Genomic DNA, 26,688 nt, shown 5'->3' on the forward strand with positions numbered 1-26,688 from the left:
CGCCGGACTGGCGGCTCACTGGGACGCGGTGACCGAACTGGACTATTCAGTGGTCGCGGCCTTCACGATCGCCGCCCTCGCGGCGTCGGTGGCCTCGGGCAGGCTTGCCGGCCGCGTGGACGCCGACCGTTTGCGCCGCTGGTTCGCCTACCTGGTGATCGCGGTCGCGGTATTCGTCGCGGTTCAGGCCCTGATCAACACCAGCGCGCTGACATGAGAAACCACGGAAAGGAAGGAGTGCAGGATGCAGGTCGAGGAGCTCTACCGGCGACGAAACGAGGTACAGCTGGTGGACGTGCGCGAGCCCGAGGAATGGCAGGCCGGCCGCATCGAGAGCGCCCGGCACATTCCGATGGCCGAGGTGCCCACCCGGCTCACCGAGCTCGACACCACGCGGCCCGTGGTGACCGTGTGCCGCAGCGGTCACCGCAGTGGACAGGCAGCCGAATTCCTGCGGCAACAGGGTTATTCCGCGGAGAACACCGACGGTGGGATGCAGGCATGGCAGGAGGCCGCACTCCCCTTCACCACCCCTGACGGCAAGCCGGGAAGGGTGGCGTGAACCATGTGGTTCCAGCAGTTCTACCTCAACAGCCTCGGACACGCCTCCTACCTGATCGGGGACGAGAAGACCGGTCAGGCGCTGGTGTTCGACCCCCGCCGCGATGTGGAGATCTATCGACAGACGGCCCGCGACCAGGGATTCCGGATCACCTACGCGTGTGATTCCCATGGGCACAACGACTACCTGTCCGGGTTAGGCGAACTGGCCGGATCCGCGCACCCGCCGCAGGTATGGGGTTCAGCCGCCGGCGAGCTGAGTTACGCACACCGGCCGATCGCCGACGGCGAGCAGATCGAATTCGGCGACGTCGGCATCGAAGTGATGCACACGCCCGGGCACACCCCCGAGCACATCAGCCTGCTCGTCTACGATCGCTCCGCCAGCGCCGATACCCCAGCGTTGTTGCTCTCCGGCGGGGCGCTGCTTGTCGGTGACCTCGCCCGCCCCGACCTGCTCGGTGGCCAGGAGCAGGCCCGCCGCCACGCCGAGGTCTACTGCGACACGATCCAGACCAAGCTGCTCACGCTGCCCGACCACGTCGAAGTGTTCCCCACACACGTGGCCGGATCACTGTGCGGCGGCAACATCGGGTCCCGCCTGTCGACCACACTCGGATACGAGAAACGCACGAACGCGACCCTGGCCGAGGTCGCCGAGAAAGACGAATTCGTGCGGCAATGCATCCGGCTGGACAACCTCCCCGCCGTGCCCCCGTACTGGCGGCGTATGCGCACCCAGAACATGGCCGGCGTCGACCCCCTCGGCGTACTCACCGAGCCACCGGCACTACCACCCGACGACGTCGCCGCTGCCCTCGACGGCGGCGCCGTCGTGCTCGACACCCGCTCGTCGGAAGCCTTCGGCGGCGGCCACATCCCCGGCGCCGTCAATGTCGGCCTCGGCTCGTCCTTCGCCACCTGGGCTGGCACCGTGCTCCCCGCCGACGCGGAGATCCTGCTCGTGCTCGACCGCTCCGGGGATTTGTGGGAGACGGTCTGGCAACTGCTGCGCATCGGCTACCGCATGCCCGTCGGGTGGCTGGCCGGGGGCATGAGCGCTTGGCGCACCTCGGCACGGCCGATCGACCGCACCCCGCAGATCACAGTGGACGAGCTGAAACGCAGGCTTGACGAGGACGCGGTCACTCTGCTCGACGTGCGCCAGCCCGCGGAGTGGGCCGCCGGCCACGTCACCGGCGCCACGTTCATCACCGGCGCCGAACTACCCGACCGGCTCGACGAGGTCCCCGCGGACAAACCTGTCGCCGTCACGTGCGGCAGCGGCTACCGCTCGTCGGTCGCCGCCAGCCTGCTCGCGCGAGAACGCGACATCCCGGTGATCAACGTCGCCGGCGGTATGACCGCGTGGCAGCGTGCGAGCTACCCGACCACAACCTGACACAAGCGCTCTCTCATGGAGGACTGCGATGGATTACGCCCGTACTATTACCCTTGACCTGCCGTATGAGCAGGCCGTGCCGACGGTGAAGGAAGCCTTTCAGGAGCAGGGGTTCGGCACGCTCACCGAGATCGACGTGCAGGCCACCCTGAAGAACAAGCTCGACGCGGACATGGAGCAGTACGTCATCCTCGGTGCGTGCAATCCCCAGCTCGCGCACCGCGCCCTCGACATCGACCGGCAAATCGGACTGCTGCTGCCCTGCAACGTCGTGGTCCGCGCCGCTGGCGACAACCAGACCCTGGTGCAGGCCCTCGACCCTCAGGTCATGGTCACCGTGCCCGAACTCGACGAGCTCCAGTCCATCGCCGACGACGCCGGACAACGCATCCACGCCGCCCTGCAGGCACTCGCTGCCTGACCGTAGCGCAGGGGCGCCGGGAAGGACGCGACAGTTGTCCACAAGAGAGGGAACACGATGACGAGTGCGGAGAGGCAGGCTCCCGTAGGCGCGGCGCCGGCAGGCCTCCAACTGCCGGGCATCGTGCTGGGCGTGGGGCTCGGCGGGTTCGTCGACGGCATCCTGTTGCACCAGCTGCTGCAATGGCATCATATGCTGACCAGCACGAACACCGACAATATCGGAGTAGAGTACTACGATCCCGAAACGGTGTCGGGCCTGGAGATGAACACCGTCTGGGATGGCGTCTTCCACACCGTGTGCTGGCTCGCCGTCCTGCTGGGCTTGGCTATCCTGTACTCCCGGGTCACCCACAACCGCCGCCAGGTGTGGACTTCCCGCGTGCTGTGGGGCTGGATCCTGGCGGGCTGGGGCATCTTCAATCTCGTCGAAGGTGTCCTGGACCACCACATCCTGGGGATCCATCACGTTCACGGCGGCCCTCATCAGCTGTGGTGGGACCTCGGCTTCCTCGTCATGGGCGCGTTCCTGCTCGTCGGCGGCTACCTGCTCCAGCGCAGTGGCCGACCCGTCGACCCCCACGCTGTCAGCGGTGGGCAGGCAGGACGACATGACTGATGGGCCACGACCCGCATCCACCTGATTATGGCGCAACCAGCAGTGCCATCCAGCTGCTGCTGGTCACGCTCACGCTCCTCGTCTGTGCCGGGGTCTATCTTTACCTGGCACGGCGTGCCCGCGTGAGCAACCCGGTGCAGGGCTGGAGCCGGTGGCGCACGGCCAGTTTCCTCACCGGGCTCTTCCTGCTGGCCGTGGCGCTGCTGCCGCCGGTCGCGGCATGGGCCCACACTGACTTCCGTGGCCACATGGCGCAGCACCTGCTCATTGGAATGTATGCCCCACTCGCCCTGGTGCTTGGTGCACCTGTCACCGTGCTGCTGCGGGCCCTGCCCACGCTCCGCGGACGCCAACTGACCGCCATCCTGCACAGCCGCCCGGCCCATCTCCTGGCCCACCCGGCAACCGCCCTGATGTTGTCCACCGGCAGCCTCGCGGTGCTGTACTTCACGCCGCTCTACACCGCGATGACGAGTCAGCCGACCGGTCACTGGCTGCTGCACGCCCACTTCCTCTTCGCTGGCTACCTGTTCGCCTACGCCATCGCCGGCCCCGACCCCGCGCCCGCGCGGCCCGGTGTCCGCACCCGGCTGGTCTACCTCGGCTGCGCCATCGCGCTGCACGCCGTGATCTCGCAGTTGATGTACGGGGGCTTCTGGATCAACATTCACGCCCCGATCGTCGAGGTCCGGGGAGGCGCCGAGATCATGTACTACGGCGGCGACATCGCCGAACTCCTCCTCGCCGCTGCCCTCGTCGCCACCTGGCGCCCCGAACGGCACCCCGCCCCACCGCGGACAGGCCCAGGCCGCTTGGTCACCAGCCTGAGTCGTGGCCTCAGTGGTCGTCCGCGCGAGCGCGCGGGGCCGGCCGGTGTGGGCGGAGCAGGCGGAGGTGTTCGGTGTCACCGAGCAGGTCCAGGCGCCGGTGCAGGAGTGGATTGTCGGTGGACTGGCTACGGTGGCAGGCGATGGCTTGATGGTGGCGTGTCCGGGAGACGGGCAGGGTGAGGTCGACCAAGTCAGGCGGTGAGCCAACCAGGGGGCTGCCGAACTCCGGGTTGAGCTGGTCGGCGACCTGGGCCGGTAACGTCCAGCCGAGGACGGGCAGACCCAGATGGTCGGCGGTGGCCAGGGCAGCTTCGGTGGCACGGACGTGGTCGGGGTGGGACGTCACGCCGGTGGTGTCGAACGCCAGCAGGTAGGTCGGTCTCACCTCGGCGGCCAGCGACTCGACGTGACCGGCGAGTTCGTCCACGGACACGTCGGTCAGGCCTCCGTCGGGGTAGTCCAGCAGGACGCTGCGCTTGACACCGAGTACTGTGGCCGCCGCGTCCAGCTCGTCGGCCCGTAATGCGCCCAGATCGGCGTGCTCTCCGCCCAGGGTGGAGGCCTCACCGTGGGTGAAACACAGCACCGTCACCGACGTTCCCGCAGTGGCCAAGTGGTCGAGCACCGCGCCAAGTCCGAACGATTCGTCGTCCGGGTGCGCGACCACCGCGAGCACGGTGTCTGCCGCGTCGAGCAGGTCACGGGCCTGCTCTTCCCTGCTTCTTGCTTGCGCATCCTGTCCCATACCACCGTTGTACGCCCGGGGGTATGTCGCCGCCAGCTGAACGACCGCGCGGTCGATACGTGGAATGCCAGCCACTGCGAGACTGTTATAATACCCAGGGGGGTATGAGAAGGAGGTGCATGATGGCAACAATCGAGCTGGCTAATGACACTTTTGACGAGGTCATCAGCGCGGATGGCATGGTGCTGGTGGATTTCTGGGCGGCGTGGTGCGGGCCGTGCCGACAGTTCGCGCCGGTGTTCGAGCGCGCATCCGAGCGTCACGAGGATGTCCGGTTCGGCAAAGTGGACACTGAGGCGCAGCCGGAACTGGCGGCGCGGTTCGGTATCTCCTCGATTCCCACCTTGATAGTCGCGCGTGATGGCGTGGTGCTGTATGCGCAGCCCGGTGCGCTGCCGGAGAGTGCGCTCGAGGACCTGATCGGGAAGGCCCGCGAGGTCGATATGGGCCAGGTTCGGCAAGAACTCGCCGAACAGTGACCGTGATGATCCGATCGCGATCGTCAGCGCGGACGCCGAGTACCCGAATCCCGTGGAGCGGGGCCTGCGACCAGACAACGTCTGAGCTGAAGATTGTGAGACGAGGAGAAGCAAGATGGTAGACATCATCGCACTCGACACGCCCACGCTGGGCGACCGTAGCTACCTAGTCACCGATGGCGACGTGGCGTTCGTGGTGGACCCGCAGCGCGACATCGACCGATTCCTCACGCTCGCCCAGCAGCGGGGTGTGTGTGTCACCGACGTGTTCGAAACGCACATTCACAACGACTACGTGACCGGAGGGTTGGCACTGGCGCAGGCCACCGGAGCGGCCTACCACGTCAACGCGGCTGACACCGTGTCCTTCGATCGCCAGCCGATCAGTGACGGCGACGAGGTACAGATCGGCCCGGCGATGCGGGTACGCGCCTTGACCACCCCAGGCCATACCTTCACGCATCTGTCCTATGTGCTGGAAACCCCCGGCCGCCCACCGGCGGTGTTCACCGGCGGCTCGCTGCTCTACGGCTCGACCGGGCGGCCGGATCTGCTGGGGACCGTGCACACCGAAGAACTCGCGCACGCGCAGTACGGCTCGGCACGGAGGTTGGCCACCGAACTCCCCGACGATGCGGAAATCTACCCCACCCACGGGTTCGGCAGCTTCTGCTCGGCCACTCAGGCACAGGGCGAGCAATCCACCATCGGCCAGGAAAAGCAGACCAACCCCGCCCTGACACAGGACGAGCAGGACTACGTCCACTCCCTGCTGCAGGGCCTGGACGACTACCCGGCCTACTACACCCACATGATGCCGCTCAACACTGCTGGGCCACAGGCGCCGGATCTGTCCCCGCCGGAGCAGGCCGACGCCCCCGAGTTGCGCCGACGCCTCGAGTCCGGTGAATGGGTGGTGGACCTGCGCACCCGGACCGCGTTCGCGGCCGGCCACGTTCCCGGCACCCTCAACTTCGGCGCCGACGGCAACTTCGTCACCTACCTCGGCTGGCTGATCCCCTGGGGCACCCCGTTGACACTGTTGGGCGACACCGCCGAGCAGGTCGCCGAGGCGCAGCGTGAACTGGTGCGCATCGGCCTCGACCGCATCGAAGCCGCGGCCACCGGCGACCCGCACGAGTGGTCCGGCGACACGCCCCTGGAGTCGTTGGCTGTCGCGGACTTCGCCGACCTGGCCACAGTGCTCCACCACCGTCCGGTCGTGGTCCTCGACGTGCGCCGCAACCAGGAATGGGCCACCGGTCACCTGGACGGCGCCGTCCACATCCCGCTGCACGACCTACTCGACCGGCTTACCGACGTCCCCCCCGGCGAGGTATGGGTGCACTGCCGCTCCGGCTACCGTGCCTCCATCGCCGCCTCCATCCTGGCCGCCGCCGGCCGCCATGTCGTCGTGATTGACGACGACATTGACCAGGCTGCCGCAACCGGCGCCCCTTTCCGTGCCGCTGCCCAGCACAGTGCGGTGACGCGCTAACGGCGTTAGCCACTGGCATTGGCCGTGACCAGCGCGACCGAGTACAGCATGACACCGTTAAAGCAACCCACACGTCAAGGAAGATCATCATGGATTACGCCCGGACGATCACGCTCGATCTACCGTATGAACAGGCCGTGCCGACGGTGAAGGAGGCGTTTCAGGAGCAGGGGTTCGGTATGCTCACCGAGATCGATGTGCAGGCCACGCTGAAGACCAAGCTCGACGCCGATATGGAGCCGTACGTCATCCTCGGCGCGTGCAATCCCCAACTCGCGCACCGCGCCCTCGACATCGACCGGCAAATCGGACTGCTGCTGCCCTGCAACGTCGTGGTCCGCGCCGACGGGGACAACCAGACCGTGGTCCAGGCCCTCGATCCCCAGGTCATGGTCACCGTGCCCGAACTCGACCAACTTCAGCCCATCGCCGACGAAGCCGGACAACGCATCAACACCGCCCTCGACGCTCTGACCCACCGCAGCGTTTAGCGGTGCCTCGGACCGTGAAACCCGCAGAGGCGACGCAAGCACGGGCGACTGGAGTGTGACGACCATGATGGACGGTTCCATGATGGGCTGGTTCTGGCTCTGGCCAGTACTCCTGCTGATCGGACTAGCCCTGCTGGCCTACCTGATCTACCGGCTCATGCAGGACCGACACGGCGGTGCCCAAGAGGGCACCTCCTCCGCGCACCGGATCCTCGACGAGCGATATGCCCGCGGCGAGATCGACGAGCAGGAGTACCGCAGCCGACGAACCGACCTGAACTGAGCCAATCAATCAACCGACACCAGCCATTGTGCTGCCGTCAAGGACAGCCGGAACGTGGAGTATGACCATGAAACCTCCCAGATTTCCGTTGATGCCACTACTGCCCATGGGGATGATTGCTGCCCTCGTCGTCCCCAACGTGCTAGTACTTCGGAGGCTTCGCGCTCTCGAAATCCGCTTGCCCGATCTGGCGCAGTAGCGGTACCGAAACCCAGGCACCCTGTGCTTGTTAACCCGGCGTCACCGTAGCCAAAACCCCGGGCTGAATTACATTGGCTCGCACGCCGTGTCTTGCAGACGACGCTGATGTCCACGAATTACGGCGGCCGGTGTCTCGGACCGGGACCTCCCCCGTCAGCTCGCGCTACGATTGATGGTCGGAACGCCCCAGCAGTGAGGCGCCTACTCGTGCCATCCCTCGTTCGAGCAAGCCGAGTACGGCAATGGTTTGAGCAGGCCTGCGAAGGGAAACCCGGTGGACCAGCAATCAGTAGGCGATAGAGGAGACGTCATGATGCCCCGCACGCTGCGCTCAGCTGCTCTGTCGATCGGCGCCACCGCCCTCGCTGCCGCTCTCACCATAGGGAGTGTCTCCCCAGCAGCCGCTGCGTCGGAGAACCGTGGTGCAGGTGCTGACCGCTGCCCACCGGGATTGGCCCAGGCAATGCAGGAGATGATGGACAGCTCAGCCATGCAGCAGCTCATGCAGAATGCCAAGGACAACCCTGCCTTGGCGCAGGCGATGCGGCAAATGATGAACTCTCCCGGTATGGCGCAGCTCATGCGGGATTGCGGAATGCGCCCCATGTGACCCGCCTGCTGCTGTGCACCGAGACATCCAAGGAGAGGTTGGACCGCCTGCGGTGCGATCGCGATCGCCTTACCAGAAACCGGCTCTCCTGCTGTCGGGCCAGTTCCCCAGCATGGTCTTCGAACACTTGCGGGTCGGACCACGAAGTTCATGCCCGAATCCAGCATCAGATGCGCCACGTCCGGTAGCTCGACCTGTCGCGCGACAACTCCCGTTGCATCTCGAAGCCATCGGCGGGGCCGGGTCAACCGCAACAATTCATCTTCGATGCCGAGGTCGAGTTCGAGTTCGAGCAAGAACGCGATCGGGTAGCCGTCTTCGTGCCGACGCGCCGTAAGCATCGGGGCGGACCATGCCGCCGAAGAGCCGGCCGCAGCGCAGCTCGGACCACCACGCGGTCAGTCGTCCGCGGGCGGCGCCGGGCTGTCGGCTGAGTGCGACGAACCGCTGGAAGCGGTCGACGACGCGCCCCTTGAACAGGTCGAGCAGGCGGTGGTTGGCCGCACGCATGGTCGGGTGGCAGAGCTCGACGACCTGCTGCACGTTGACAAGTAGGAGGTGGACCAGCGCTCACCCCCGGTGCGGGCGAGCCGGCCACGCCGGAAATTCCGTTCGCGTTACGGACCCTGACGGGTTGTGCGGCGGGCTAGGTCGGCGGCGTAGGCGGCGCCAGACCTATTGGCCTGGTGGGCCCAGTATGTGGCGGTGTTGATGTGGATGCCGAGCAGCTTGCTGAGCACGACTGGTGGCAGCTGGCTGGCGAGGTCCATGAGGACAGTGCTGCGTGCGGAGCCGGGCCCCGGATACCCAGTGGGTGAAGTCTGGTCATGAGGCGGGCGGCGCTGATCGGCCGTCCCGGAGCGCCTCCGGGAAACAGCCAACGGATGGTTGGTCGGTGTGGCCGAGGACGGCGTGCCCGCGCCGGTCGTCGGCGAATTGGCACACGAGACCGTCCAGCGGACTGGGCAAGTCCACTGGCTCGGCGCCCAGCACGATCCGAGTTTCGCCATCCTCATGGACGATCTGGTCACGTCTCAGTCGGGCTAGTTTGGACAATGGCTGCCCGAACAGAAGCAGAAGCAGGCCAGGCCCGAAGCGATCTTGCACGGCGACGCTGTTCTCGTGCAAGAGGCGGCGGACCAGAGCCACTTCAGTAGCACCGACCCCATCGCGACGTCGAGCAGGAGGACGGCGAGCCGCCAGACTACGTCGCAACGGTGACCGACCGCACGCTGCATCCGATCGCCGTGCTGTGCCTGCTGGAATGCTACGAGTACCAGGCCAGCGGCACGATCGTCGGGCACCAAGCGAGGCGCACGATTGGACACGTCGCTTACGCGAGACGGTGCTGACCCGGCTGCCCGCCGAGGCCAAAGCGACCGTACGCCATGGCACCGACTATGTCCCGGCCTACCGGCTTCTAGCTGCCTACACCGAGACACCCTGGGGCATCGCGGAACTCGACCAGATCCCCGAAGTCGGCGACGGCGTCATCGAGGTCCCGGTGATCCAGAAAGGACTGCGCGCGGAGGTCCTGACCGGCCCGATCCACTGCCCCAACAAGGGCCTGTCCTACCGCGTCCGCCACGTCACCATCCTCGGTGTTGGGGAAGACCGGACGCTGCCAGCCTTCGCCCCGATCTCCGAACCCTCCGACGACGCGCCGAGCGTCTACCTGTTGTTCCAGTACGGCCGCTACGTCGTGCGCCCGGCAGACGCTCCGCCCGGCAAGTGGTTCATGGCCTCCGGCGCTCACCTCCACACGGGTGATGGGCGCTGGCGCGAGCTGATCGGGCACTGACTGCCCATCCCGCTGCACGACCGCACCGAGCCCTAGCCGGACCAGCGCCAACCGCAGCTGTGGAGTCCACCGACCCGAGCAAGCCCTGCCCATCGAGGAGTTGAACCATGCCTTCACACGACGAACTGCACGCCCGGCTGTTCCTTCTGCGCGCGGCCGAACCACCCGCGCCCGCCCTTCACCACTACGTCGCCGTCCACGGGCCGGTCGACGCCGTCGCGCAGATTCGGCGCGGCACCGCCCCCGCCGCCGTGCTCAGCGAGGTCACCCGGCCTGACGCTCGGATCGACGACGACCTGCGGGCACTCGACAACTGCACGGCCCGCCTGCTCAAGCCCGAAGACGGCGACTGGCCGCTCGGAAGGCGGATCGGCCTAGCCGGCCTCGGCGTTCCGCTCGCGCTTTGGGTGCGCGGCAGCGGTTCGTTGGCCGAGCTCACCAGCCTCGCCGTCACCATCACGGGCGCCCGCGCGTCGACGGAGTGCGGAAACACAGTCGCGGGGGACGTCAGTTACAAACTCGCCCGTGCCGGGGTGACCGTCCTCAGCGGCGGCAGCCTCGGCGTTGACGAAGCAGCGCACCGCGGCGCACTGGCCGCAGACGGCAGGACGGTCGTCGTGCTCGCCAACGGGGTTGACCGGACCCATCCGCACCAGCACGCCCGGCTCTACCAGGCGGTGATCGAGCAGGGCGGGTTGCTGGTCAGCGAGTACCCGATCGGCACACGACCGACCCGCATCCGGTTCCACGCGCGGTGCCGGCTGTTGGCTGCTCTCGCCGCGGCGACCGTCATCGTCGAGGCAGGACAGCGCAGCGGTGCCCTCGCCGTGGCCCGTGCCGCTGGAGAACTCGGCCGCCGGGTCTACGGCGTGCCGGGCTCGATCCACTTCGTGACGTCGAAGGGCGTGAACGAGTTGCTGCGCACCGGCGCCGCCACCGTGGCCAGTTCGGTCGAGCACATCAACTACCAGGAGGGAGTGCGATGACCGGCCCGGACGCCTTCCTGACCGCACTGACCGCCCTCGACCTGCCGCCCGAGTGGCAGGTCGAGGTGGCCATCCGTCCACGACGGCGCAAGACCGGCATTCAGGTCAATCCGGAGGCGGCGCCGTGCTGATCCCACCGACGGCCACCCCGGAGCAGGTTGCGCGGTTTGTCGGCAGCCATCGTCGATGGATCCGCCGAGAAGGTCGAGAGAGCCACGCGGTTGGCCCCGGATCACGCGGTAAAGGAGCTCGTCGACGGCGAGGAGTTCGACCTGCTCGGCCAGCGTTACCGGCTCCAGCTCGTCGACGCCTCGCCCGCGGGCACCGCACAGCTGCCTCTGACCACGTCCGACGGCGTCTTGTCCGCGCGGAGGCAGCGGCCAGAGCTGGTCCGCCGGGCAGTGATCGGGCTGTACCAGCAGGTCGGGCTCGCTTGGTTGCGCCGCGAAGGGCGCCACTACGAACTGGACGGCCACATCGCCGGCCTGAGCTACGCCGTGCGCGACCTCGGACGGCGCCCGTTAGGGCATCTACGAGGGGCCGCCGAAGCAAACGACGACGCTGCACTGGGCCGTGTTCGGCCTGCCGATGCGGCTCATCGAGTACGTGCTCGTCCACGAACAGGCGCACGCCACCCAGCCAAACGGACGCGCGCCCACGGCCGCGCATGACAACGGCGGATGTACCTCTGGATGCCGGACTGGCAGCAGCGCCGAACGGAACTCGCCGAGGTCGGCCGTCACGCTTGGCTCGGCGATTGAAACCGCAGGGCAAGAGGGGCGCATTGGCACAATCTGGTGGGTCCCGCGCCGGACGCAGTGCGAACAGCCAGGTCCGGCGCGAAACCCACCAGATGTCGAACTGGAGTGTTGTCCTCTACAGCGTGATACAACATGGAGTGCGGGTCGACACGATCTGCACCACGAGCGACCTGGAAGGAGGCAGGAAGTGGACAAGGAACAGCACTTCGAGCTGCTTCGGGAAAGTGCTGCCGAGGTCAAGGAACTCCAGGATCGGCTCCAGAGCGTCCGTGATCAAGAAGCAGCGCTTCAGGCCCAGCGGGTCACGACACTCGACGAGCTCAAGAAGGCCCGTGACGTGCGGTTCGATCGCATGACCGCGGCCATCGAGGACAAGGTCCCGAAAGCGCAGGTCGCCCGCGCCCTGGGCATGGACCGGACCAACCTGTACAAGCTGCTCGAAGGCAAGGAAACCGAACAAGACACCACGGCCGGCTGACGTCCGCGCTATCGCCGAACCGCTGGCGACCACGCTCAGGCGCCGGCCCCAACGCATGGAGGATGGGTGTATCTACAGCGGGTGGCTGTGCGCGGGTTCCGAGCTGCCGGCGACGAGGAGATCGTCTGCGAGTTTCCCGGACGCTTCTCGCTGTTGGTCGGGGCGAATAACGCTGGCAAGAGCACGGTGGCGGACGCGTTGTACCTGGCGCACCCGCACAGCTTCCCGCAGATCTCTCGACCCACTGTCGCCACCCTCGCCACCGCCCCGCCCCGCCAGATCGACATCTCGTACGCATTCAGCGCCGAGGCGGACGAGGGCCCGGTCGGGCAGATGTTGCAGAACCTCGCGATGCCGGCACCGACTTGGACCCGTCAGCTCGAACGGAACCTTGGCCGCGTCCGCGCGAAGACCGTTGGTTCGGAACCTGAAGAGTTCGACGCGCTGCGGCTCATCTACCTGCCGGCGTACCGCAACCCGCTCGACGAGTTGGCCCGCCGGGAGGCGCAGGTCCTGATCGAGTTGTTCCGCGCGGAGCAACAAGCCCGCAGCGGCCATCGAAACTTGGCTGACCTCCGCTCCCGCGCGAGGAGACTGCTCGATGCCCTCACTAAGACCGGCCTCATCGAGGCCGTCGAGCAGCGCGTCCGCGGTCACCTCACCGCGCTGTCGTCCGGAGTCAGCCACCAGTTCGCATTCGTCGGGGGGCAGGTTGTCGACGACGCGTACCTCGCCAGGGTGCTGGAGTTGCTCCTGGGCGCTATCGACGACCGAGCTTTCGCCCAGCGACTCGAAGTATCTGGCCTGGGATATGTCAACCTGCTGCACATCGCCGTCACCCTCGCCGCCATTCCGGACATGACCAAGTCCGCCGAGGCTCCAGAGGGAGGGGACGCGGGAGCTGACGAGGACGGAGCCGATGCGGGCGCTCAGGAAGGAGCAGATGAACTCACTGAAGCAGAACGGGACGCCCAACGCGAAGCTGAGGCGGAATCGCGAGAAGACGCGTTCTTCCCTGATCGGTTTCACGTCACGGTCGTTATCGAGGAGCCCGAGGCGCACCTGCACCCGCAACTGCAACACGGCCTGACCCGGTACCTGCGGCAAATCACCTCCGCACGGCCGGAGCTTCAGACGATCATCAGCAGTCACGCAGGCGACATCATCTCGGCGTGCAAGCCGGATGAACTGGTCGTGCTGCGGCGGCTGCAGGACGGACGACGCGCCTCGCGCGTCATGGCCACCATGCCCATTCACGACAAGAAGCGAACCTTGCGGATGGCACGGCTGCACCTTGACACGACCCGGTCGTCCGCGCTCTTCGCGGAGCGCATGATCATCACCGAAGGCGTCACCGAGGGGGCGGTACTACGGCAGTTCGGCCGCTTCTGGGCCGGACCCGACGACCTCAAGCGCCGGTTCATCGAGGCGCTCACGATCACCGTGATGGGCTGCAAGCCAGGCCGCTGGCCAGTCGACCTTCTGGCGGCACCTGGGCACGAGATTGCCAGCCGCATCGCCATATTCACCGACACCGATAAGCGGCCTCCCGAGACCTTCACCCAACCCCAATGGCTCAGCAAAAGCGATCCCCAGAACGTGCAGGGCTTCTACAACCAGCCGACGCTCGAACCAGCCTTCACCCCCGGCAACGAGGAAGCCGTGCGCGAAGCCCTGACACAGATCAGCGTCACGCCACCTGAACCCTTCACTCCCGACGCCATCGACACCCTTTTCGCCACCACAGGCAAGAAGCGCAAGGCCGAGTTCGCGCTCGCCTTCGCAGACGAACTCATGCGCCGCAGCGAAGACGGCGAACATGTCACGGTGCCTGAACACGTGGCAAAGATGTTCGATTTCCTCTACGCCGCCGCAAAGGACGACGATGCCGACCCGATCGCCGCTGACCTCTGAACAGCGCGCCGCCGCGACGACCACGGCGAACCGCGCGTTCATCGTGGCAGCACCAGGATCAGGGAAAACCACCGTTGCCGCAGAGCGATTTGGCGTGATCCGGTACGACACTCCCACCGATCTTCGCAGGATCCTGGCGCTCAGCTTCACCAGATCGGCGCGCGGTGAACTCGCTGCTCGAATCCGTCGCCGCTGGGGTAGCGGAGCGCTCTCCTGGCCCCACCAAGCCCTCACGCTCGACACACTGCACTGCGAAATCCTGGCGTTTCTCCTGCGACGGCAGGTCATCTCCTGGATGGGCGACCATACGGAACTAACCGTTCTGGACACGTGGAGAGGGCAGACCGGGGCCCGCTGGATGTCGAAAGAGATGGACTACCGGCGGATCGCCGTGCTGCACGGGACCACGGTCGGATCGCATGGCGTCAAGATCACGAGGCCCGACTACAACATCGGCGCCAAGAGACACTTCGAGGAGCACCTGGCGGCTGGACGATGTACGCACACCGAAGTGCGTCAGATCATCGCCGCTGTTCTTCGACGCGCCGAACTGCGCATGGAGGTAGCCAAGTACCTTACCGCTACCACGAAAGCGATCATCGTCGACGAGGTGTTCGATGCAAACGAGCTCGATCTCGAACTCGTTCGTCTCGCGGCGTCCGCCAGAATCAGTACCACTGTGATCGGTGATCCTTGGCAGGCGCTGTACGACTTCCGTGGTGCCCGTCCAGAGCTCGTTCCCCAACTTGTGGAACACGAGGGGTTCGAATCTTTCCCCGTCTCGGCGTCTTTCCGCTTCGAGACACCGGCGATGATCGGCATCGCCGAGTTGGCGCGAGCACACCGACCGATCGCTCTCGACGTGACCAACGACGCCACCGAATGCAACGTAGTTCTCGCGCACAGGTGGGACAACCTCTGGACAGGCCCCGACTGCATCCTGCCTTTGTCATTCGGCCGATTGGACAACCAAACTGATGCCGCGATCGCGCTTCTGCTGGACCGGCTCGTGCAGGGACACTTCGGACACGCTGCAATCTACGCCGACGAAGCAGCAGCGCTGCTCGGTCTTGAGCCAGACATAGTCCGCGCTGAAGGAGCCCTCCTTGGAGCAGTACTTGAAACACTCCGACCGGCAACCACGCAAGCGGCTACGGCAGCGATCACAGCACTCAGGGCGGTACTTCGCCTACTTGGAAGCCCTCGCCAACTCCGTCGCATGCCAGAAGCCGGGGAGGCTGTCCAACTAGACCGGCTACTCGCCTTGGCACGCCGCATGAACCAGCCACATGTGGTCGCCGGAATGACAGTGCACCAAGCAAAGGGACGTGAATGGCCAGTTGTCGGCCTGCGACTCGCTGATGTCGAGGTGGCCAGGCTGACGGCAGGGCTGAAACAGGAACGTTTTGACGATCGCGTCCTGTACGTTGCTCTAACCCGTGCTGCAAAGAAAGTCGTCCGCTGCTGACGAGCACCGATTCTTCTGCTACAAGCGCGAATCGACCGTGGGCCGCGAGGCCGCCAGATAGTCATCCCCGTTCCAGCGGTAGTTGCTGACCTGGACCGGCTCGCCGAACGTCGGGGCGTGCACCATCTTCCCTGCACCGATGTACAGGCCGACGTGGTGGACGTTGCCGGTTGTGCCGTAGAAGACCAGGTCGCCGGGAAGCAGCGGTTGGCCGGCGGGCACCAGTGGACCCGCGTTGTACTGAGTCTGCGCGGTACGAGGCAGGTTGATGCCGGCGGCGTTGTAGGCAGCTTTGGTGAGGCCAGAGCAGTCGAAGCCGGCATGGCCGCCGGCTGGTCCGTTGCCACCCCATACGTAGGGCAGGCCGAGTTGGCCGCAGGCGAAGTTGATTGCCATGATCGCGGCGGGGTTGGGTGCCTGGATCTTGTTGCAGTCGCCGGTTCCGACGGTGGCGGTGCCGTACCGTTTTGCCTGAGCCAGAACGCCGTTGACGTACTCCTCGTCATGGTTGTAGGCGAAGAGCGCCTTGCGGATGTCTTTCTGTGCGCCGGAATCGCACAGGTAAAACGCGGCGGCGTAGATGGCGTCGTGCGGGTTGTAGCGGGAGGGCGGGTTCGAGCCACCGGGCGGGATCGTGTGGCGTGCAATCACACCGTCGAAGGTGGGCTTGAGGAACTGCATGGGGCCGCCGGCCCCCATGTAGTTCTCGCCTTCCGTGATGCCGTCGCCGGATCCGCGGCCGTGCTTGGATTCGGCGTCGCCGATCGCGGCGAGGATCGTCCAGTCCAGCCCTGGGCACACGGAGGCTGCGGCTCGGTAGAGCGACAGGTAGTCGTTGGGGATCTCGGCGACCGCGGCCTGGCTCGGCTCGGTGCCACCGGTACCGAACAGCGCACTGACGATGGCTTTGCCGACACCCCCGATGAGGATGGGGATAGCGATGATGGCCGCGACAGCGGCAACGGCGATCTTCATGGAGTCACCTTCCGGAAGTGGCTGGTGGGTAGGGGTGGTGGGTGCGGGTCCGGCGCGGCCAGGTCCGCGGGCGCCTGCTGCGCTTGAGCCGATGTCGAGGACTGGACAGCGGTGGGCGGTGCGACGTGGGGCCAGAACCGCGCGAGCTCGACGAGCCGCAGTCGACCCGGCCGTCGCGACGCCGGACCGGAGATCGGCAACCACCGCGCGACGGCGGGGTTGTCCTCGCCAGCCACGCCAGCGACATCTGCGGCGCTGGTGGCTACGGGCACGAGCGCTGGCCGGTCCAACTGGGACAGGGCGTCGGCGAGCGCCGTGAGCACGTTGGTCTCGCGGCGGTTGGTGGGCAGCCACACCAGGACGGGTGTGGTGATTCCTGTTGCGATGGCGAGCTTTTCGTAACCGTGGAGCTTGCGGGCGAGCTTGCCGAGGTCCTCGGTGCCGAAGTCGAATTCGAGGAAGAACTCGATCTGGTGGCCGTCTTCGCGCCAACGGCCGTAGGCGTCGGGGCGGACCATGTCGCCGAAGAGCCGGCCGCAGCGAAGCTCGGACCACCACGCGGTCAGGCGGCCGCGGGCACCTGGCCGTCGGCTGAGTGCAACGAGGCTGGTGAAAACGCCGTTGACGCCCACGGTGTGTGCGAGGCGCAGGGAGTGGGCGATGCCGATGGCGTCTTCGTGGCGGTAGCCCAGTTGCTTGGGGTCGAGACCATCCTCGTAGGCGAGGGCGACCGAGCCGGCGATGTCGAGCACGTAGTGCATCGGTGCGGTGCCGGAGCTGACGAACGGCTGAAAGCGGTCGACGACGCGCCACTTGAACAGGTTGAGCAGGCGGTGGTTGGCCGCGCGCATGGTCGGGTAGCAGAGTTCGACGATCTGCTGGGTGGTGAAGACCTTGTGCTCGTGCAGCATCCGAGCAAGCCAGCGGTCCCGGAGGGTGAGCCGTCCGGCGAGCTGGGCGTGGTGCTCCCCGGTGGTGGCCGCCCGTGGCGTGGGGCGTTGGGGCATGTGCCCGCGCAATGCCCTCTGAGGCGTGGGATTCGAAATCATGGGTCGGCACCTCCCAGTCGTTGGGCCGGAATGGGGGAAGGTGAAGGCAACGCATGCGGGATCACCGGAGCGGAACGGGCGCGATAGGTGAGCCCACATGCGTTGCGGGAGAACAAGGCCCGACAGGTCAGACCGCGCGGCGGGGGTCTACAGTGGGCTGACCGGGGCGGCCCGTTGCGTTGTCGGCGTTGGTGACGGGCGGGCGGGTATTGACCCTGGCTGCTTTGCGGATTGCCTTGGCGCGTCCGGGAATCGCGGGCGGGAGCTTCTCGGTAACCGCGGTGAACGGCGGCGCTTCCTCGCCGCCCAGGACTAGCCGAGCGGCGACGTGGTACACGCCGAGATTGGACAGGTCGTGATCGCTCAGCCGCGGCATGGTGTGCCGGGCCAGCCGCTTGGCGTCCTCGGGCGAGGCGTTGAAGAAGATCTTGCTGCGCGCGTTGGTGCTGACGCCCTCTTCGAGCTCCTTCGGTAGCTGTCCGAGGTACTGGTGTGCCAACGCCATGGAGAGTCGGTAGCCGCGGGCCTCGGCGAGCATGTCCTCCAATGGATAGGCCAGGTTCAGGAAGTTGTGGCACTCGTCCACGTACAGCCCGCAGTCGCGGCGTTGGCGCTGCGGGACGCGAGCTCGGCGAGTCGCGGCCTGCCAGGTGCGGGCCACGACGATGGAACCGACCAGCCGCGCGGTTTCCATCCCTAGCGCGTCGCGAGCGATGCGCACCAGGCAGATCCCACCGGTGTTGAGCACCTCATCCATGTCCATAGTGGACGTTCCACCGGCGATGGCGGCGCGGACGAACGGGCGCAGCAGGAAGCCGCGGATTTTGTTCATCAGCGGCGCGATCACTTGTGCGCGGCTGGCTTCGGACAGGTCGTCGTACCAGGACCAGAAGCCCTTGAGGACCTCGTCATCGATCTGGTCGCAGGCCCGTTGCCGGAACGCCGGCACGGTCAACAGCTTGGGCAGGTCGACCAGCGTCGGGGTACCGGGCATCGCGGTCAGGGTGAGCAGCCCGGCGCGCAGGATGTCGTCGGTGCGCGGCCCCCACGACGAGGCGTAGATCCGGGAGAAGATCGAGACCAGGTTGTCGACCGCGCGGGCCTTATCCGCTCCCTCCAACGGGTTGAGCACCGGCGGGCGGGCGCGGGAGTCGGCGTCGAACAGCACGACCTTCTCGCCGAGCTCCTCGGGCAGGCGCATCAGGATGTCCGACACGAGGTCGCCCTTCGGATCGACCACGACGACACCTCGGCCGGCCTCGGCGTCGGCCAGGATCATCCGGGCCATCAGCTCCGACTTGCCGCTACCGGTGGCGCCGAGGATGTGCAGGTGGTGGCGGGCGTCGGCGACGTGCAGGCCGACCGGGCGGGAGTGCCCGGAGTCCGACAGCCCCAGGGGCTTGATCTGCTCCCCGGCCGTGGCGATACCCGGCGGGGGCGGCACGGCCTTCGCGCCGGCCCGCTGCAGGCCGGGGGTGGACTCGTCGATCGGCAGGTGCGCGATTGCGGCCAGCTCGAGGATCGAGAGCAGGTCGCCCTTGCCCAGGCGGCGTTCGGCCAGCACGGCGACCGGATCTCGACGGATCCGAACCCGGCGGTAGTAGTTGTGCTCGGAGTAGGCGGCGAACGCCGAGGCGATCGCGTGCCCGCGACCCCGCAGCACCTCCCGCACCGCCTGAACCTCGCCCGACGTGGCGTCCTCGGGCACGGTGGTGGCCACGGCGTAGCAAATACGGGTCTCGAATTGGTTCGCCCGCAGCTTCTCGACCACAGCACGGTCCTGGGCGGCGTACTCCAGGCTGGTCTGCCGATCCAGGCCCGGCGTCCGCGTGCTGGTCGACGACTTCGGGGTCTTGCCCGGCGTGATGACGTCGAGCAGCCGGCCGACCAGATGAACCGACCCGCCCGCGTGCACCCGCCGGGCGGCGCGGCGGGCTTTGGTCACTCGGTGGCCGGCGACCGGGCGGGCGAGGATCTGCACGCATGCCCGCTCGTGCGGGCCGAGCCCGACCGGTGCGCCGAGCATCGCGCGAATCGGGTCGGCCGGGTGCTCGGTGCGGATCGGCAGTGCTTCCGAGCGCGCCAGCCGCAGCTCGCCACCGACCGCCTCGACCCGCCGACCCGCTGCCGTCGTGGTCGGGATCGGGGGCTTGGCGGGGGTGGTGCGGGTGTGCGCGCCGGGCCAGGCGGCCTCGATCGCGCGCTCGACCATGCCGGGCGGCACCAGGCCCGGCACCCACAGCCGGATCTGCACGCCGTCGTCGGTGAATGTCAGCTCGAAGCTCAGGTGCGGCTGCCCGCCGAAGCGACGCCGCCACCCCGGCCGCAGCAATCCGACGAGGTTGGACCACACCGTGATCGCCCCGGACGGGTCGACCGTCGGCGGCGCGAGCACGGTGATCAGGCGAGCATCGATCATCAGGCGCTGGTGGTAGCGGCGGCGCCACCGACGGCGCGCGACGACCGCGGCGGTGACAGCGACCGCGAGCACCGGCCCGACGATCGGGCCCCAGGTCAGGGCGAGGTCGCGCAGGTGCGCCAGCACGTTCTGGAACGCGCCGAGCGGGTCACGCAGGTAGTCGCCGACCGGTGAGGCGAGCACGTCCGCGGTCTGCTCAATATGCGGTGGGATGAGGGCGGACAGGGGTGTGGCGGTGATTGGCCAGGACATCGGGGACCTCCCCACGCAAAGCGGTCGACGGGACGGATGCGAGCTGCGGTCAAGCCGCCCACGGCTGGTCAGCCGGCTCGGCCGTGGGCTGCTGGCTGTGGTCGGGGCGGGTGTTGTCGACGACGAGCCGCAGGTGCCGGCGGCCTCGGCGGGCGGCGCGGTCGGCGTCGACCTCGGCTTGCCACGCGGAGAACCGGCGCCCGGCCAGCCGCTTGAGGTAGGCGGGAATGCGGTTGGCCGGCACCCCGACCAGCCGCGGGCCCAGGACCGCGAGCAGGTCGCTGGCTTCCTGCGAGGCCCAGCCCGCCTCGGCGATCGCAGGCTCGTCGGGAAACACATCTGCGATCCGGTCGACGGCGGGATTCAACGCGGCATCCTGTGTCCCGCCATACGAGTAGACCCACAGAAAATTCGGCGGCGGGCCAGGCTCGACGAGCGTCCGGAATCGGGACACCTCTTTGGTGTAGGCGTAGAAATTCGTGTCGGGTCGAGTCCGGCAAATATCCAGCCATGCCTGAAGGTAGGCGTCGGAGAAGAAATCGCCGCTGTCGTGAATTCTGATCCAGGCGCCCCGGAACTTGGCCGCGCCGAGTTCCGCGACCATGGCGGCCTGCCAGCCGGCCAGGTCGTCCAGGACGTACATCAGGTTCGCCTGGTGCTTGGCGCGGACGACCGGCCAGGTGTAGGTGCCGTGCCGGGCGTAGCACGCCTGCGCGCAGATTCCGGCCGACGGACAGGTGTTGTAAGTGCGACCGTCAGCCAAGCGGCCGGCCCAGGCCGGCAGCGACCAGTTCCACACGCCAATCTGGCGCATCTCGCTGTTTTGCGTGAGCAGCCGCGTGGGCCGGTTAACGGTGGCGGAAATGGGCAATGACGTAGACATGGGTATCCCCTGGGTGCGATTCGGTGTATACGGATTGATTCCTGCGATTAGGCGGCGTCGAGTTCGATCTGCGACGCGTTGCCATCGTCGAACGAGTCCGCGATTCCCGCGGTGTCGTCCGCGCCGAGTTCGACGAAGGAGTTCTCGATTCCCGACGAGGTGTCGGAATACCCGGCGATTTCGGCGGGGTCAGTCGTGACCAATTGATGCTCGACCGGTGAGGCGATGGACTGGAATGCCACGCGCTGCGTCCCGGTCGACAGGAGGCCCTGGCCACGGTCCGCGGAGAGCAGGAACTGGCGCTCACCCATAGACAGGTCGAAGGTGCGGGTGATCTCGTCGATCGCCTGGGAGGCTTGCCGCAGCAGGATCTGCGTCGCGGCGTTGGCCACCACTGCCTTACCCAGATCCGAGCCCAGGACGTCCGCGGTGTCCTGGGTGGCCACCGTGAGACCGGCCCACTGTTTCCGGGACGCCTTAGCCATCCGGAACAAGAACTCCGCGCCCGCGGGCTCCTTCATCAACAGCCACGCCTCGTCGACCACGACCAGCCTGGGCTTGCGGATGGCCGGGTTAGAGACCTGCCGCCACACCGCGTCGAGCGTCAGCAACGTGCCGATCGGCTTGAGCTCGTCGGCGAGATCCCGCAGCGAGAACACCACCAGGTGTCCCTCCGGACGGGTCGACGTCGGGCCGGAGAACAGCCCCGAGAACGCGCCGGTGACATACGGGTGCAGCCGCGCCGCGAGTTCCACCCCGGCGGGGTCACCGGTCCCGGCGAGGACCTCGGCGAGGTCGGCCAGCAGCGGCGCCGGGCGGGTCCAGGTCCGCGGATCCGAGGTGATCCCCACGCGCTGGTAGGTCGCGGTGATAGCCCGGTCCAGTGCCGCACGTTCGGTCGCTTCGAGCTCACTGCCCAGCAGCACCGAGATCACCGTGTGCAGGAACAACGACCGGCGGATCAGCGCGTTGCGCGGTGCAGTGCGGCGCCCGTCCGGGCGGGTGTGGATCGGCAAGTCCATCGGGTTCAACCGGACCTGCTCGGCACCGAGGTGCACATACGTTCCGCCGACCGCGGCGGCCAGCCGGGCGTACTCGTCCTCCGGGTCGATGACGTGGATCTCGATCCCGCGATACAACGACCGCAACAACTCCAGCTTCACCAGGTAGCTCTTGCCCGCGCCGGAGCGGCCGAGGATCACCGAGTTGTGGTTGTCCAGGGCGAACCGGTCATGGTGGACCAACCCCTGGCTTCCGACGTTGAAGCCGTAGAGCACGCCGCTCGGTGCGCCGACCGAGGTCGGGTCGGGCGGTGGCAGGTCCGGTGAGGTGAACGGGAACGCCGCAGACAGCGCGCTGGTGTCGAACGTGCGGCGCATGCCGACGAGGTCCAGACCCATGGGCAGGCTGGTGATCCAGCCCTGCATGCTGCGGTACGTGGTCGGTTTGCAGTCCAGCAGCAGCGACGCCGCCAACGACCGGATCGCGGCGACCTCGTCGCTGAGGGCCTCCTCGGTGGGAGCGTGCACGGTCAGGTACAGCCCGAGCCGGTAAAGCTTGCCCTCGCCACGGGCGACCCGTGCGGACAAGTCGTAGGCATCCTCGGTGGCGGCTTCGACGTGCGGGTCGACCAGCCGGCCCTTCTCACTGGTGTGCCGGCGACCGCTTTCGAGCTTCGACAGCTGCTTCTTGAGACGGTTGGCCGCGGTGACCGGGTCGATCGGCTCGATGTGCAGCGAGACGTCGACCCGTCCGGGGTAAGTCAGCAGCGGCTGAAGCCACCCGTTGTGCACTTCGCGCGGGTAGCCGACGACGGCGAAGCTCGCGACCCATTCGCCACCGACTTCCAGCGCACGAGGACGGACGGAGATGGCGTCCGGAGTGAACGCGCTGGCCCGCCCGAGCGGCGGCTGCACGCTCTGGGCCTTCCGGCCGCGGCGCTTGTCCTTGGTCTTCATCAGCGGTACCTCCCCGCGGAGTTGACGTAGTCGTCGGGGTCCTCGGCGGTGTCGTCGAAGCCGTCATCCCAGGCGTCCTCGGCCTCGCCGAACTCGTCGTCGGTGGGGAACGCGGCGCGGCCGAACGCGCCTGCGTCCCAGCCGTCGTCCGGGGCGGTGGTGATGACCTCGTCCGAGGCGGCGAGACCGGAGTTCGGCGGGATCACGCTGTCGGGGTTGCAGGCCGCGGCGAGCACCGCGGTGGCCTGTCCGGCGTCCAGCGGGGTGACCACGATCCCCGAGGGGGACAGCAGCTCGACCGCCTCGCTGAGCCGGCGGACCAGCCGGGCTTCGGCGGCCCGCCGGGTGGCGTCGTCGACCAGGGCGGCCTGCTTGGCGGCCCTGCGTTTCGCGGTCAACGCGGCCAGTGGCGAGGCGCTGCCGAGTCCGTCGGTCGGGCCCGTGGTGAGCAGCGGTTCGCGCAGGATCAGCAGCACTTGGCGGCGCAGCAGGTCGGTGGCGCGGCCGAGTTGGTCGAGGTACTCGGCGTGCTCGCGCGCCGCCTGTTCCAGCGCCGGGTGCGGCAGGCCGCCGGCCTGTTCGCGGAGCTCGGCGATCTGCCCGGACAGGTCCAGTCGTTCCGCGCGGATGAGCACCTGCACGGGTGCGGTCAGCGAGTGCAGATACCGCCCGAAGGAGGCGACGAGGGACTCCTGCTCGCCCGGGGTGCGCAGCCCGAAGTTGATCGTCGAGCAGACCGCGACGACGGCGACCCCGTCCTTGCAGAGGTCGATGACGCCGGTATCGGTGACCGCTTCGGCGGGCAGCCGCAGCGCGGCCGGCGAGACCGTCGACGCCGCGGCGTCCCCGCCGTCCTTCCCCTGGGCGCGGCTCTTGCTGCTGGTATTCGTGACCTGTCTGCCCAGCCACTCGGGGGCCGGGCGGATGCCTTCCGGCGCGGCCACTCGGTGCTGCGGGCTCATCCGCTGCCGCAGCGCCGCCAGCACCAACCGGTCGAGGGTGATGCCGTCGCGCTGGCCGAGCGCGAGGAACGCGGCGGTCACCCCGATCGGGATGGCGACGATGAGGAACGCCACCAGCGGCACGAACTCGCGGGTGATCGTGTACGTCCCGTACAGCACAATCCCAGTGATGGCGAGGATGAGCAGCTGCCGCGCCGTCAGCGGACCGATCACCCGGTCCTCGCGATCGACGTCGGCAGGAATCCGGACGGGCTGACTCATTTCCCTTCACCTCTTGGAGCGGGTTTCGGCGTGCGGAACAGCGCCGGCGGAACGGACTGGGTGCGCCGGTAGGCGTCGCCGATGCGCGGCTCGGGCTGTGCCTGCCGGAACACCGGCGCGGCAGGCGCGGACGCCGACGTGGGTGGCGACGACGGCTGCGGTGCCGGCGGCGTGGCGGGTCGGAACTGCAACTGCGGGGGCACAGACGCGGTGCGGATCGGGCGGGCCGGCGGCGGGGTGGCGCCGCGTCGACGCGGCCCACCGGCTGCTTGGAACTGGGGCGCCGATCCCGGCCGCTGCCCTCGCCGCGGCGGTGAGATCGGCGTGGCGGGCCTGGGTGCGGAACTGAACTCAGGAGGCATGGCTGGTCCCTGGTTTGCCGGGGTGACGGCGGGGTCGTGGGTGGTGTCTTGGGGTGAGGGCTGCAGGAACTGCGGCGTCTGCGAGGGCAGCCGCGACCGGCGGGCCGCGCGGACGCGCTCGGCGTCCTGGGCCGCCTTGAGCCGCTTGTTGACCATCTCCGGGGTGGGCGCAAGGCGCGCCTGAGCAGGCCACGGCGAATTTGCCGACCCGCCACCGCGACCCCCACCACCTCCGCCGCCGCTCTTCGCCCCGACCGCGCCGCCGACCTTGCCCAGTGCGCCGGTCTTCCCGGCGACCATGCCGAAGGTCTTCGCCGCGATGTAGGCCTTCGCCAGCCCTCCGAGGAACGACCGGCCAGAGCTGACTTTGGCGGCCGATAACAACCAGAACGGGATCTTGAACAGGATGAAGAACAAGGCGATCGCGGCGACCAGCGTGCCGAGCGCGGACAGCGTCGAGCCGAACAGATGCACGCCGCCGGACAGGAACGTGCGCACTGCGGTGATCAGCACCAGCGCTTGAGCGACCTGGATCGCCAGCGTCGCGGTGATCGCCTTCCACCACCAGCGGGCCAGCGGGTCGGTGTGCGGCAGGGCGTGGAACATCAGGAACAAGGGGCCCGAGATGATCAAGACGAGGGTGATGACGATCCGGACCACGTAGACGACCAGCAGGCCCAGGCCCACCACGACGAGCACCAGGCCGACCAGGATGATGAACAGTCCGCCGGTCTGGATGCCGGCGACGGCGTCCTTGAGGGTGTTGCCCAGCGAGGGCGCGTTGACCCCGTCGCCGAGGATGCCCAGGGTCAGGCCGTTGGCCAGTCGGATGAGCTTGTCGGCGAAAAACAAGCTCAATGCCGAGGCCATGAACGCGATCGGGATCCGGGGCCCGATCTCCTTGATCGAGTAGCGCGCCTGGACGCTCTCGTGGCCCATCACGACGATGCCGCCGAGGAGGATGAGCAGGCCGTAGGCAGCGACCACGAGCTCCCACGAGTTGTTCCAGAGTTCGCCGATGCCGGGTAGGTCGCTGATCGTCGGTGTGGACAGCGCGGTGTGCCCGATCAGTTCCAGGATCGGCGAGAGCGCAGCTTCGACGATGCTGCGGAACGCCGAGTTGATGGCCTCGGTGATGCAGGCACCGATGTCGGTGATCCCGCAGTCCGAGTCGCTGACACCGTTGCCGCTGCCGGGCTGCTGCGGGCCACTTGTCGGTGGCGGCGTGGTCGGCTGCGGGATGCAGTCCTCACCCGTGCACGGCGTGCTTGGCGGCGCCGTCGATGGGCTGGGCGCGCTCGGCATTGGGAGTGTGGGCTGTGTCGGTGTGGGAGGCGGGGCACAGGGGATCGGCCGCGGCTCAGGCCCCAAGCAAGGATCCGGGTTCGGTGTGGTCGGCTGCGCCGAGGCGCTGACCGCGAGGACCCCGACCAGGAGCACGACGACGCTCAGCGCCAGCATCCAGCCCGCGTACCAGCGCCAGTGCCGACCAGCCGGCGGCCGGTCGGCGCTGGCGTCGGAGACCGGGGAGAGCATCGCTCGGTCCCCGTCGATTCGTCCGGCGGCAGCGGTCGCGACCGGTCCGCCGGACCGGCGGTACGGGCGAACCGTGGGCGGGGTGCCGGCCATCGGTCAGGCCCCCACGATCCCTTTGAGGATCTCCACGACCAGCGGCGCGAGCGCTGCCAGGCCGTAGCCCCACCCGGCGGACTTGAAGGCGGTCTTGGCCTTCTCGACCTCGCCGGGGTCGCCACCGCCCATCACGTATCGGACACCGCCGATGGACAGGAACACCGTGGCCAAGCCGGCCAAGATGCCCATGATCCAGTTGCGGACGTTGTTCAGGACCGTGGTCACCGAATCTGCCAGAGCGACGACCATCGTGTCGGCGTGCGCCGCCGACGCCGACGCCAGCAGCGCGAGGACCGCCAGCTCGACAATCAACGCCACGTGCGACCAGCGGCGGGGACGGACCGGAACCCAGGCCTCCGGCCTAGTGACCGGAGCACTGGTCGGCTCG

At 67.8% G+C, this 26,688-nt stretch carries 26 protein-coding genes and 2 pseudogenes; 19 read left to right on the plus strand and 9 right to left on the minus strand.

Annotated features, from left to right (window positions below):
- The 6 genes and pseudogenes from D0C15_RS10720 to D0C15_RS34975 all read left to right on the plus strand — a co-directional run.
- A pseudogene (locus D0C15_RS10720) lies at positions 1 to 217 on the plus strand (sulfite exporter TauE/SafE family protein); the annotation flags it as partial.
- A 27-nt stretch (positions 218 to 244) separates the two neighbouring features.
- Positions 245 to 562, plus strand: a complete 318-nt coding sequence (locus D0C15_RS10725) for a rhodanese-like domain-containing protein (protein ID WP_043830916.1) — start codon at positions 245 to 247, stop codon at positions 560 to 562.
- A 3-nt stretch (positions 563 to 565) separates the two neighbouring features.
- Entirely contained in the window at positions 566 to 1,963 is a 1,398-nt protein-coding gene (locus D0C15_RS10730) for an MBL fold metallo-hydrolase (protein ID WP_112285676.1), read from the plus strand.
- Between the two features lie 28 nt (positions 1,964 to 1,991).
- Positions 1,992 to 2,384 carry a DUF302 domain-containing protein gene (locus D0C15_RS10735; protein ID WP_043830833.1) on the plus strand — a complete coding sequence of 131 codons (393 nt, stop codon included), beginning with the start codon at positions 1,992 to 1,994 and terminating at the stop codon, positions 2,382 to 2,384.
- A 57-nt stretch (positions 2,385 to 2,441) separates the two neighbouring features.
- A complete protein-coding gene (locus D0C15_RS10740; RefSeq protein WP_043830831.1) occupies positions 2,442 to 3,002 on the plus strand; it encodes a DUF2243 domain-containing protein in 561 nt (186 codons plus the stop codon).
- Positions 3,002 to 3,760, plus strand: a pseudogene (locus D0C15_RS34975) (cytochrome c oxidase assembly protein); the annotation flags it as partial. The gene D0C15_RS10740 and the pseudogene D0C15_RS34975, both read left to right, overlap by 1 nt.
- Before the next feature lie 79 nt (positions 3,761 to 3,839).
- Here D0C15_RS34975 and D0C15_RS34680 read toward each other — a convergent pair.
- Entirely contained in the window at positions 3,840 to 4,652 is an 813-nt protein-coding gene (locus tag D0C15_RS34680; protein WP_245789002.1) for a PIG-L deacetylase family protein, read from the minus strand.
- A gap of 47 nt (positions 4,653 to 4,699) precedes the next feature.
- Between D0C15_RS34680 and trxA the strand changes: the two genes are divergently transcribed.
- From trxA to D0C15_RS10795, 13 genes are all read left to right on the plus strand, one after another.
- The gene (gene trxA / locus D0C15_RS10755) at positions 4,700 to 5,056 is read left to right on the plus strand and encodes a thioredoxin (protein WP_043830913.1); all 357 of its coding nucleotides are present in this window, start codon (positions 4,700 to 4,702) and stop codon (positions 5,054 to 5,056) included.
- Between the two features lie 115 nt (positions 5,057 to 5,171).
- On the plus strand, positions 5,172 to 6,554 hold the full coding sequence (locus D0C15_RS10760; protein WP_043830829.1) for an MBL fold metallo-hydrolase: 1,383 nt from the start codon (positions 5,172 to 5,174) through the stop codon (positions 6,552 to 6,554).
- Positions 6,555 to 6,643: 89 nt separating this feature from the next.
- Positions 6,644 to 7,045: a DUF302 domain-containing protein gene (locus tag D0C15_RS10765; protein ID WP_043830827.1), complete on the plus strand. Its 402-nt coding sequence runs from the start codon at positions 6,644 to 6,646 to the stop codon at positions 7,043 to 7,045.
- A gap of 64 nt (positions 7,046 to 7,109) precedes the next feature.
- A complete protein-coding gene (locus tag D0C15_RS10770) occupies positions 7,110 to 7,328 on the plus strand; it encodes an SHOCT domain-containing protein (RefSeq protein ID WP_043830825.1) in 219 nt (72 codons plus the stop codon).
- Positions 7,329 to 7,839: 511 nt separating this feature from the next.
- A complete protein-coding gene (locus D0C15_RS34045) occupies positions 7,840 to 8,139 on the plus strand; it encodes a hypothetical protein (RefSeq protein WP_137095937.1) in 300 nt (99 codons plus the stop codon).
- An 897-nt stretch (positions 8,140 to 9,036) separates the two neighbouring features.
- Positions 9,037 to 9,186 (plus strand): hypothetical protein, encoded by a 150-nt coding sequence (locus D0C15_RS34050; protein ID WP_157376277.1) that lies wholly within the window; start codon positions 9,037 to 9,039, stop codon positions 9,184 to 9,186.
- Between the two features lie 298 nt (positions 9,187 to 9,484).
- A complete protein-coding gene (locus D0C15_RS10775) occupies positions 9,485 to 9,940 on the plus strand; it encodes a hypothetical protein (protein ID WP_043830822.1) in 456 nt (151 codons plus the stop codon).
- A gap of 107 nt (positions 9,941 to 10,047) precedes the next feature.
- Positions 10,048 to 10,926, plus strand: a complete 879-nt coding sequence (locus D0C15_RS10780; RefSeq protein ID WP_051171989.1) for a DNA-processing protein DprA — start codon at positions 10,048 to 10,050, stop codon at positions 10,924 to 10,926.
- Entirely contained in the window at positions 10,923 to 11,057 is a 135-nt protein-coding gene (locus D0C15_RS35445) for a hypothetical protein (protein ID WP_264082894.1), read from the plus strand. The genes D0C15_RS10780 and D0C15_RS35445 overlap by 4 nt, the downstream gene beginning before the upstream one ends.
- Before the next feature lie 36 nt (positions 11,058 to 11,093).
- Positions 11,094 to 11,597 (plus strand): SprT family zinc-dependent metalloprotease, encoded by a 504-nt coding sequence (locus D0C15_RS34055; protein WP_072029960.1) that lies wholly within the window; start codon positions 11,094 to 11,096, stop codon positions 11,595 to 11,597.
- A gap of 277 nt (positions 11,598 to 11,874) precedes the next feature.
- Positions 11,875 to 12,165: a hypothetical protein gene (locus D0C15_RS34980; protein ID WP_043830820.1), complete on the plus strand. Its 291-nt coding sequence runs from the start codon at positions 11,875 to 11,877 to the stop codon at positions 12,163 to 12,165.
- 186 nt (positions 12,166 to 12,351) lie between these two features.
- Positions 12,352 to 14,079, plus strand: coding sequence for an ATP-dependent nuclease (locus D0C15_RS10790; protein WP_162830003.1), 1,728 nt, complete (start codon positions 12,352 to 12,354; stop codon positions 14,077 to 14,079).
- Positions 14,051 to 15,547, plus strand: a complete 1,497-nt coding sequence (locus D0C15_RS10795) for a UvrD-helicase domain-containing protein (RefSeq protein ID WP_076153523.1) — start codon at positions 14,051 to 14,053, stop codon at positions 15,545 to 15,547. Before D0C15_RS10790 ends, D0C15_RS10795 begins: the two co-directional genes overlap by 29 nt.
- An 18-nt stretch (positions 15,548 to 15,565) precedes the next feature.
- Here the strand turns inward: D0C15_RS10795 and D0C15_RS10800 are convergent, their stop codons facing one another.
- From D0C15_RS10800 to D0C15_RS10835, 8 genes are all read right to left on the minus strand, one after another.
- Complete coding sequence (locus D0C15_RS10800) at positions 15,566 to 16,522, minus strand: C40 family peptidase (RefSeq protein WP_043830815.1); 957 nt, start codon at positions 16,520 to 16,522, stop codon at positions 15,566 to 15,568.
- Complete coding sequence (locus D0C15_RS10805; RefSeq protein ID WP_323807863.1) at positions 16,519 to 17,529, minus strand: replication-relaxation family protein; 1,011 nt, start codon at positions 17,527 to 17,529, stop codon at positions 16,519 to 16,521. The genes D0C15_RS10800 and D0C15_RS10805 overlap by 4 nt, the downstream gene beginning before the upstream one ends.
- A gap of 169 nt (positions 17,530 to 17,698) precedes the next feature.
- Entirely contained in the window at positions 17,699 to 20,242 is a 2,544-nt protein-coding gene (locus D0C15_RS10810; protein ID WP_112285675.1) for a helicase HerA domain-containing protein, read from the minus strand.
- 49 nt (positions 20,243 to 20,291) lie between these two features.
- Positions 20,292 to 21,125, minus strand: coding sequence for a GP88 family protein (locus D0C15_RS10815; protein WP_043830811.1), 834 nt, complete (start codon positions 21,123 to 21,125; stop codon positions 20,292 to 20,294).
- A 47-nt stretch (positions 21,126 to 21,172) separates the two neighbouring features.
- The gene (locus D0C15_RS10820) at positions 21,173 to 23,083 is read right to left on the minus strand and encodes a VirB4 family type IV secretion system protein (RefSeq protein ID WP_043830809.1); all 1,911 of its coding nucleotides are present in this window, start codon (positions 23,081 to 23,083) and stop codon (positions 21,173 to 21,175) included.
- Positions 23,083 to 24,306 (minus strand): PrgI family protein, encoded by a 1,224-nt coding sequence (locus D0C15_RS10825; RefSeq protein WP_043830806.1) that lies wholly within the window; start codon positions 24,304 to 24,306, stop codon positions 23,083 to 23,085. Before D0C15_RS10825 ends, D0C15_RS10820 begins: the two co-directional genes overlap by 1 nt.
- Positions 24,303 to 26,297, minus strand: a complete 1,995-nt coding sequence (locus D0C15_RS10830; protein ID WP_043830804.1) for a TrbL/VirB6 family protein — start codon at positions 26,295 to 26,297, stop codon at positions 24,303 to 24,305. Before D0C15_RS10830 ends, D0C15_RS10825 begins: the two co-directional genes overlap by 4 nt.
- Before the next feature lie 3 nt (positions 26,298 to 26,300).
- The gene (locus tag D0C15_RS10835) at positions 26,301 to 26,549 is read right to left on the minus strand and encodes a pilin (RefSeq protein WP_225950548.1); all 249 of its coding nucleotides are present in this window, start codon (positions 26,547 to 26,549) and stop codon (positions 26,301 to 26,303) included.
- Positions 26,550 to 26,688 lie beyond the last annotated feature (139 nt).

This window comes from Amycolatopsis palatopharyngis, assembly GCF_003385185.1.
GTDB classification, from domain to species: domain Bacteria; phylum Actinomycetota; class Actinomycetes; order Mycobacteriales; family Pseudonocardiaceae; genus Amycolatopsis; species Amycolatopsis palatopharyngis.

Coding starts and splice junctions, on each gene's coding strand:
- D0C15_RS10800 (WP_043830815.1), bottom strand. CDS start 16,522: ATGAAGATCGCCGTTGCCGCTGTCGCGGCCATCATCGCTATCCCCATC.
- D0C15_RS10770 (WP_043830825.1), top strand. CDS start 7,110: ATGATGGACGGTTCCATGATGGGCTGGTTCTGGCTCTGGCCAGTACTC.
- D0C15_RS10765 (WP_043830827.1), top strand. CDS start 6,644: ATGGATTACGCCCGGACGATCACGCTCGATCTACCGTATGAACAGGCC.
- D0C15_RS10735 (WP_043830833.1), top strand. CDS start 1,992: ATGGATTACGCCCGTACTATTACCCTTGACCTGCCGTATGAGCAGGCC.
- D0C15_RS10815 (WP_043830811.1), bottom strand. CDS start 21,125: ATGTCTACGTCATTGCCCATTTCCGCCACCGTTAACCGGCCCACGCGG.
- D0C15_RS10730 (WP_112285676.1), top strand. CDS start 566: ATGTGGTTCCAGCAGTTCTACCTCAACAGCCTCGGACACGCCTCCTAC.
- D0C15_RS10835 (WP_225950548.1), bottom strand. CDS start 26,549: ATGGTCGTCGCTCTGGCAGATTCGGTGACCACGGTCCTGAACAACGTC.
- D0C15_RS10825 (WP_043830806.1), bottom strand. CDS start 24,306: ATGAGTCAGCCCGTCCGGATTCCTGCCGACGTCGATCGCGAGGACCGG.
- trxA (WP_043830913.1), top strand. CDS start 4,700: ATGGCAACAATCGAGCTGGCTAATGACACTTTTGACGAGGTCATCAGC.
- D0C15_RS10810 (WP_112285675.1), bottom strand. CDS start 20,242: ATGTCCTGGCCAATCACCGCCACACCCCTGTCCGCCCTCATCCCACCG.
- D0C15_RS10820 (WP_043830809.1), bottom strand. CDS start 23,083: ATGAAGACCAAGGACAAGCGCCGCGGCCGGAAGGCCCAGAGCGTGCAG.
- D0C15_RS10830 (WP_043830804.1), bottom strand. CDS start 26,297: ATGGCCGGCACCCCGCCCACGGTTCGCCCGTACCGCCGGTCCGGCGGA.
- D0C15_RS10805 (WP_323807863.1), bottom strand. CDS start 17,529: ATGCCCCAACGCCCCACGCCACGGGCGGCCACCACCGGGGAGCACCAC.
- D0C15_RS10780 (WP_051171989.1), top strand. CDS start 10,048: ATGCCTTCACACGACGAACTGCACGCCCGGCTGTTCCTTCTGCGCGCG.
- D0C15_RS10740 (WP_043830831.1), top strand. CDS start 2,442: ATGACGAGTGCGGAGAGGCAGGCTCCCGTAGGCGCGGCGCCGGCAGGC.
- D0C15_RS34045 (WP_137095937.1), top strand. CDS start 7,840: ATGATGCCCCGCACGCTGCGCTCAGCTGCTCTGTCGATCGGCGCCACC.
- D0C15_RS10760 (WP_043830829.1), top strand. CDS start 5,172: ATGGTAGACATCATCGCACTCGACACGCCCACGCTGGGCGACCGTAGC.
- D0C15_RS10795 (WP_076153523.1), top strand. CDS start 14,051: ATGCCGACCCGATCGCCGCTGACCTCTGAACAGCGCGCCGCCGCGACG.
- D0C15_RS10725 (WP_043830916.1), top strand. CDS start 245: ATGCAGGTCGAGGAGCTCTACCGGCGACGAAACGAGGTACAGCTGGTG.
- D0C15_RS35445 (WP_264082894.1), top strand. CDS start 10,923: ATGACCGGCCCGGACGCCTTCCTGACCGCACTGACCGCCCTCGACCTG.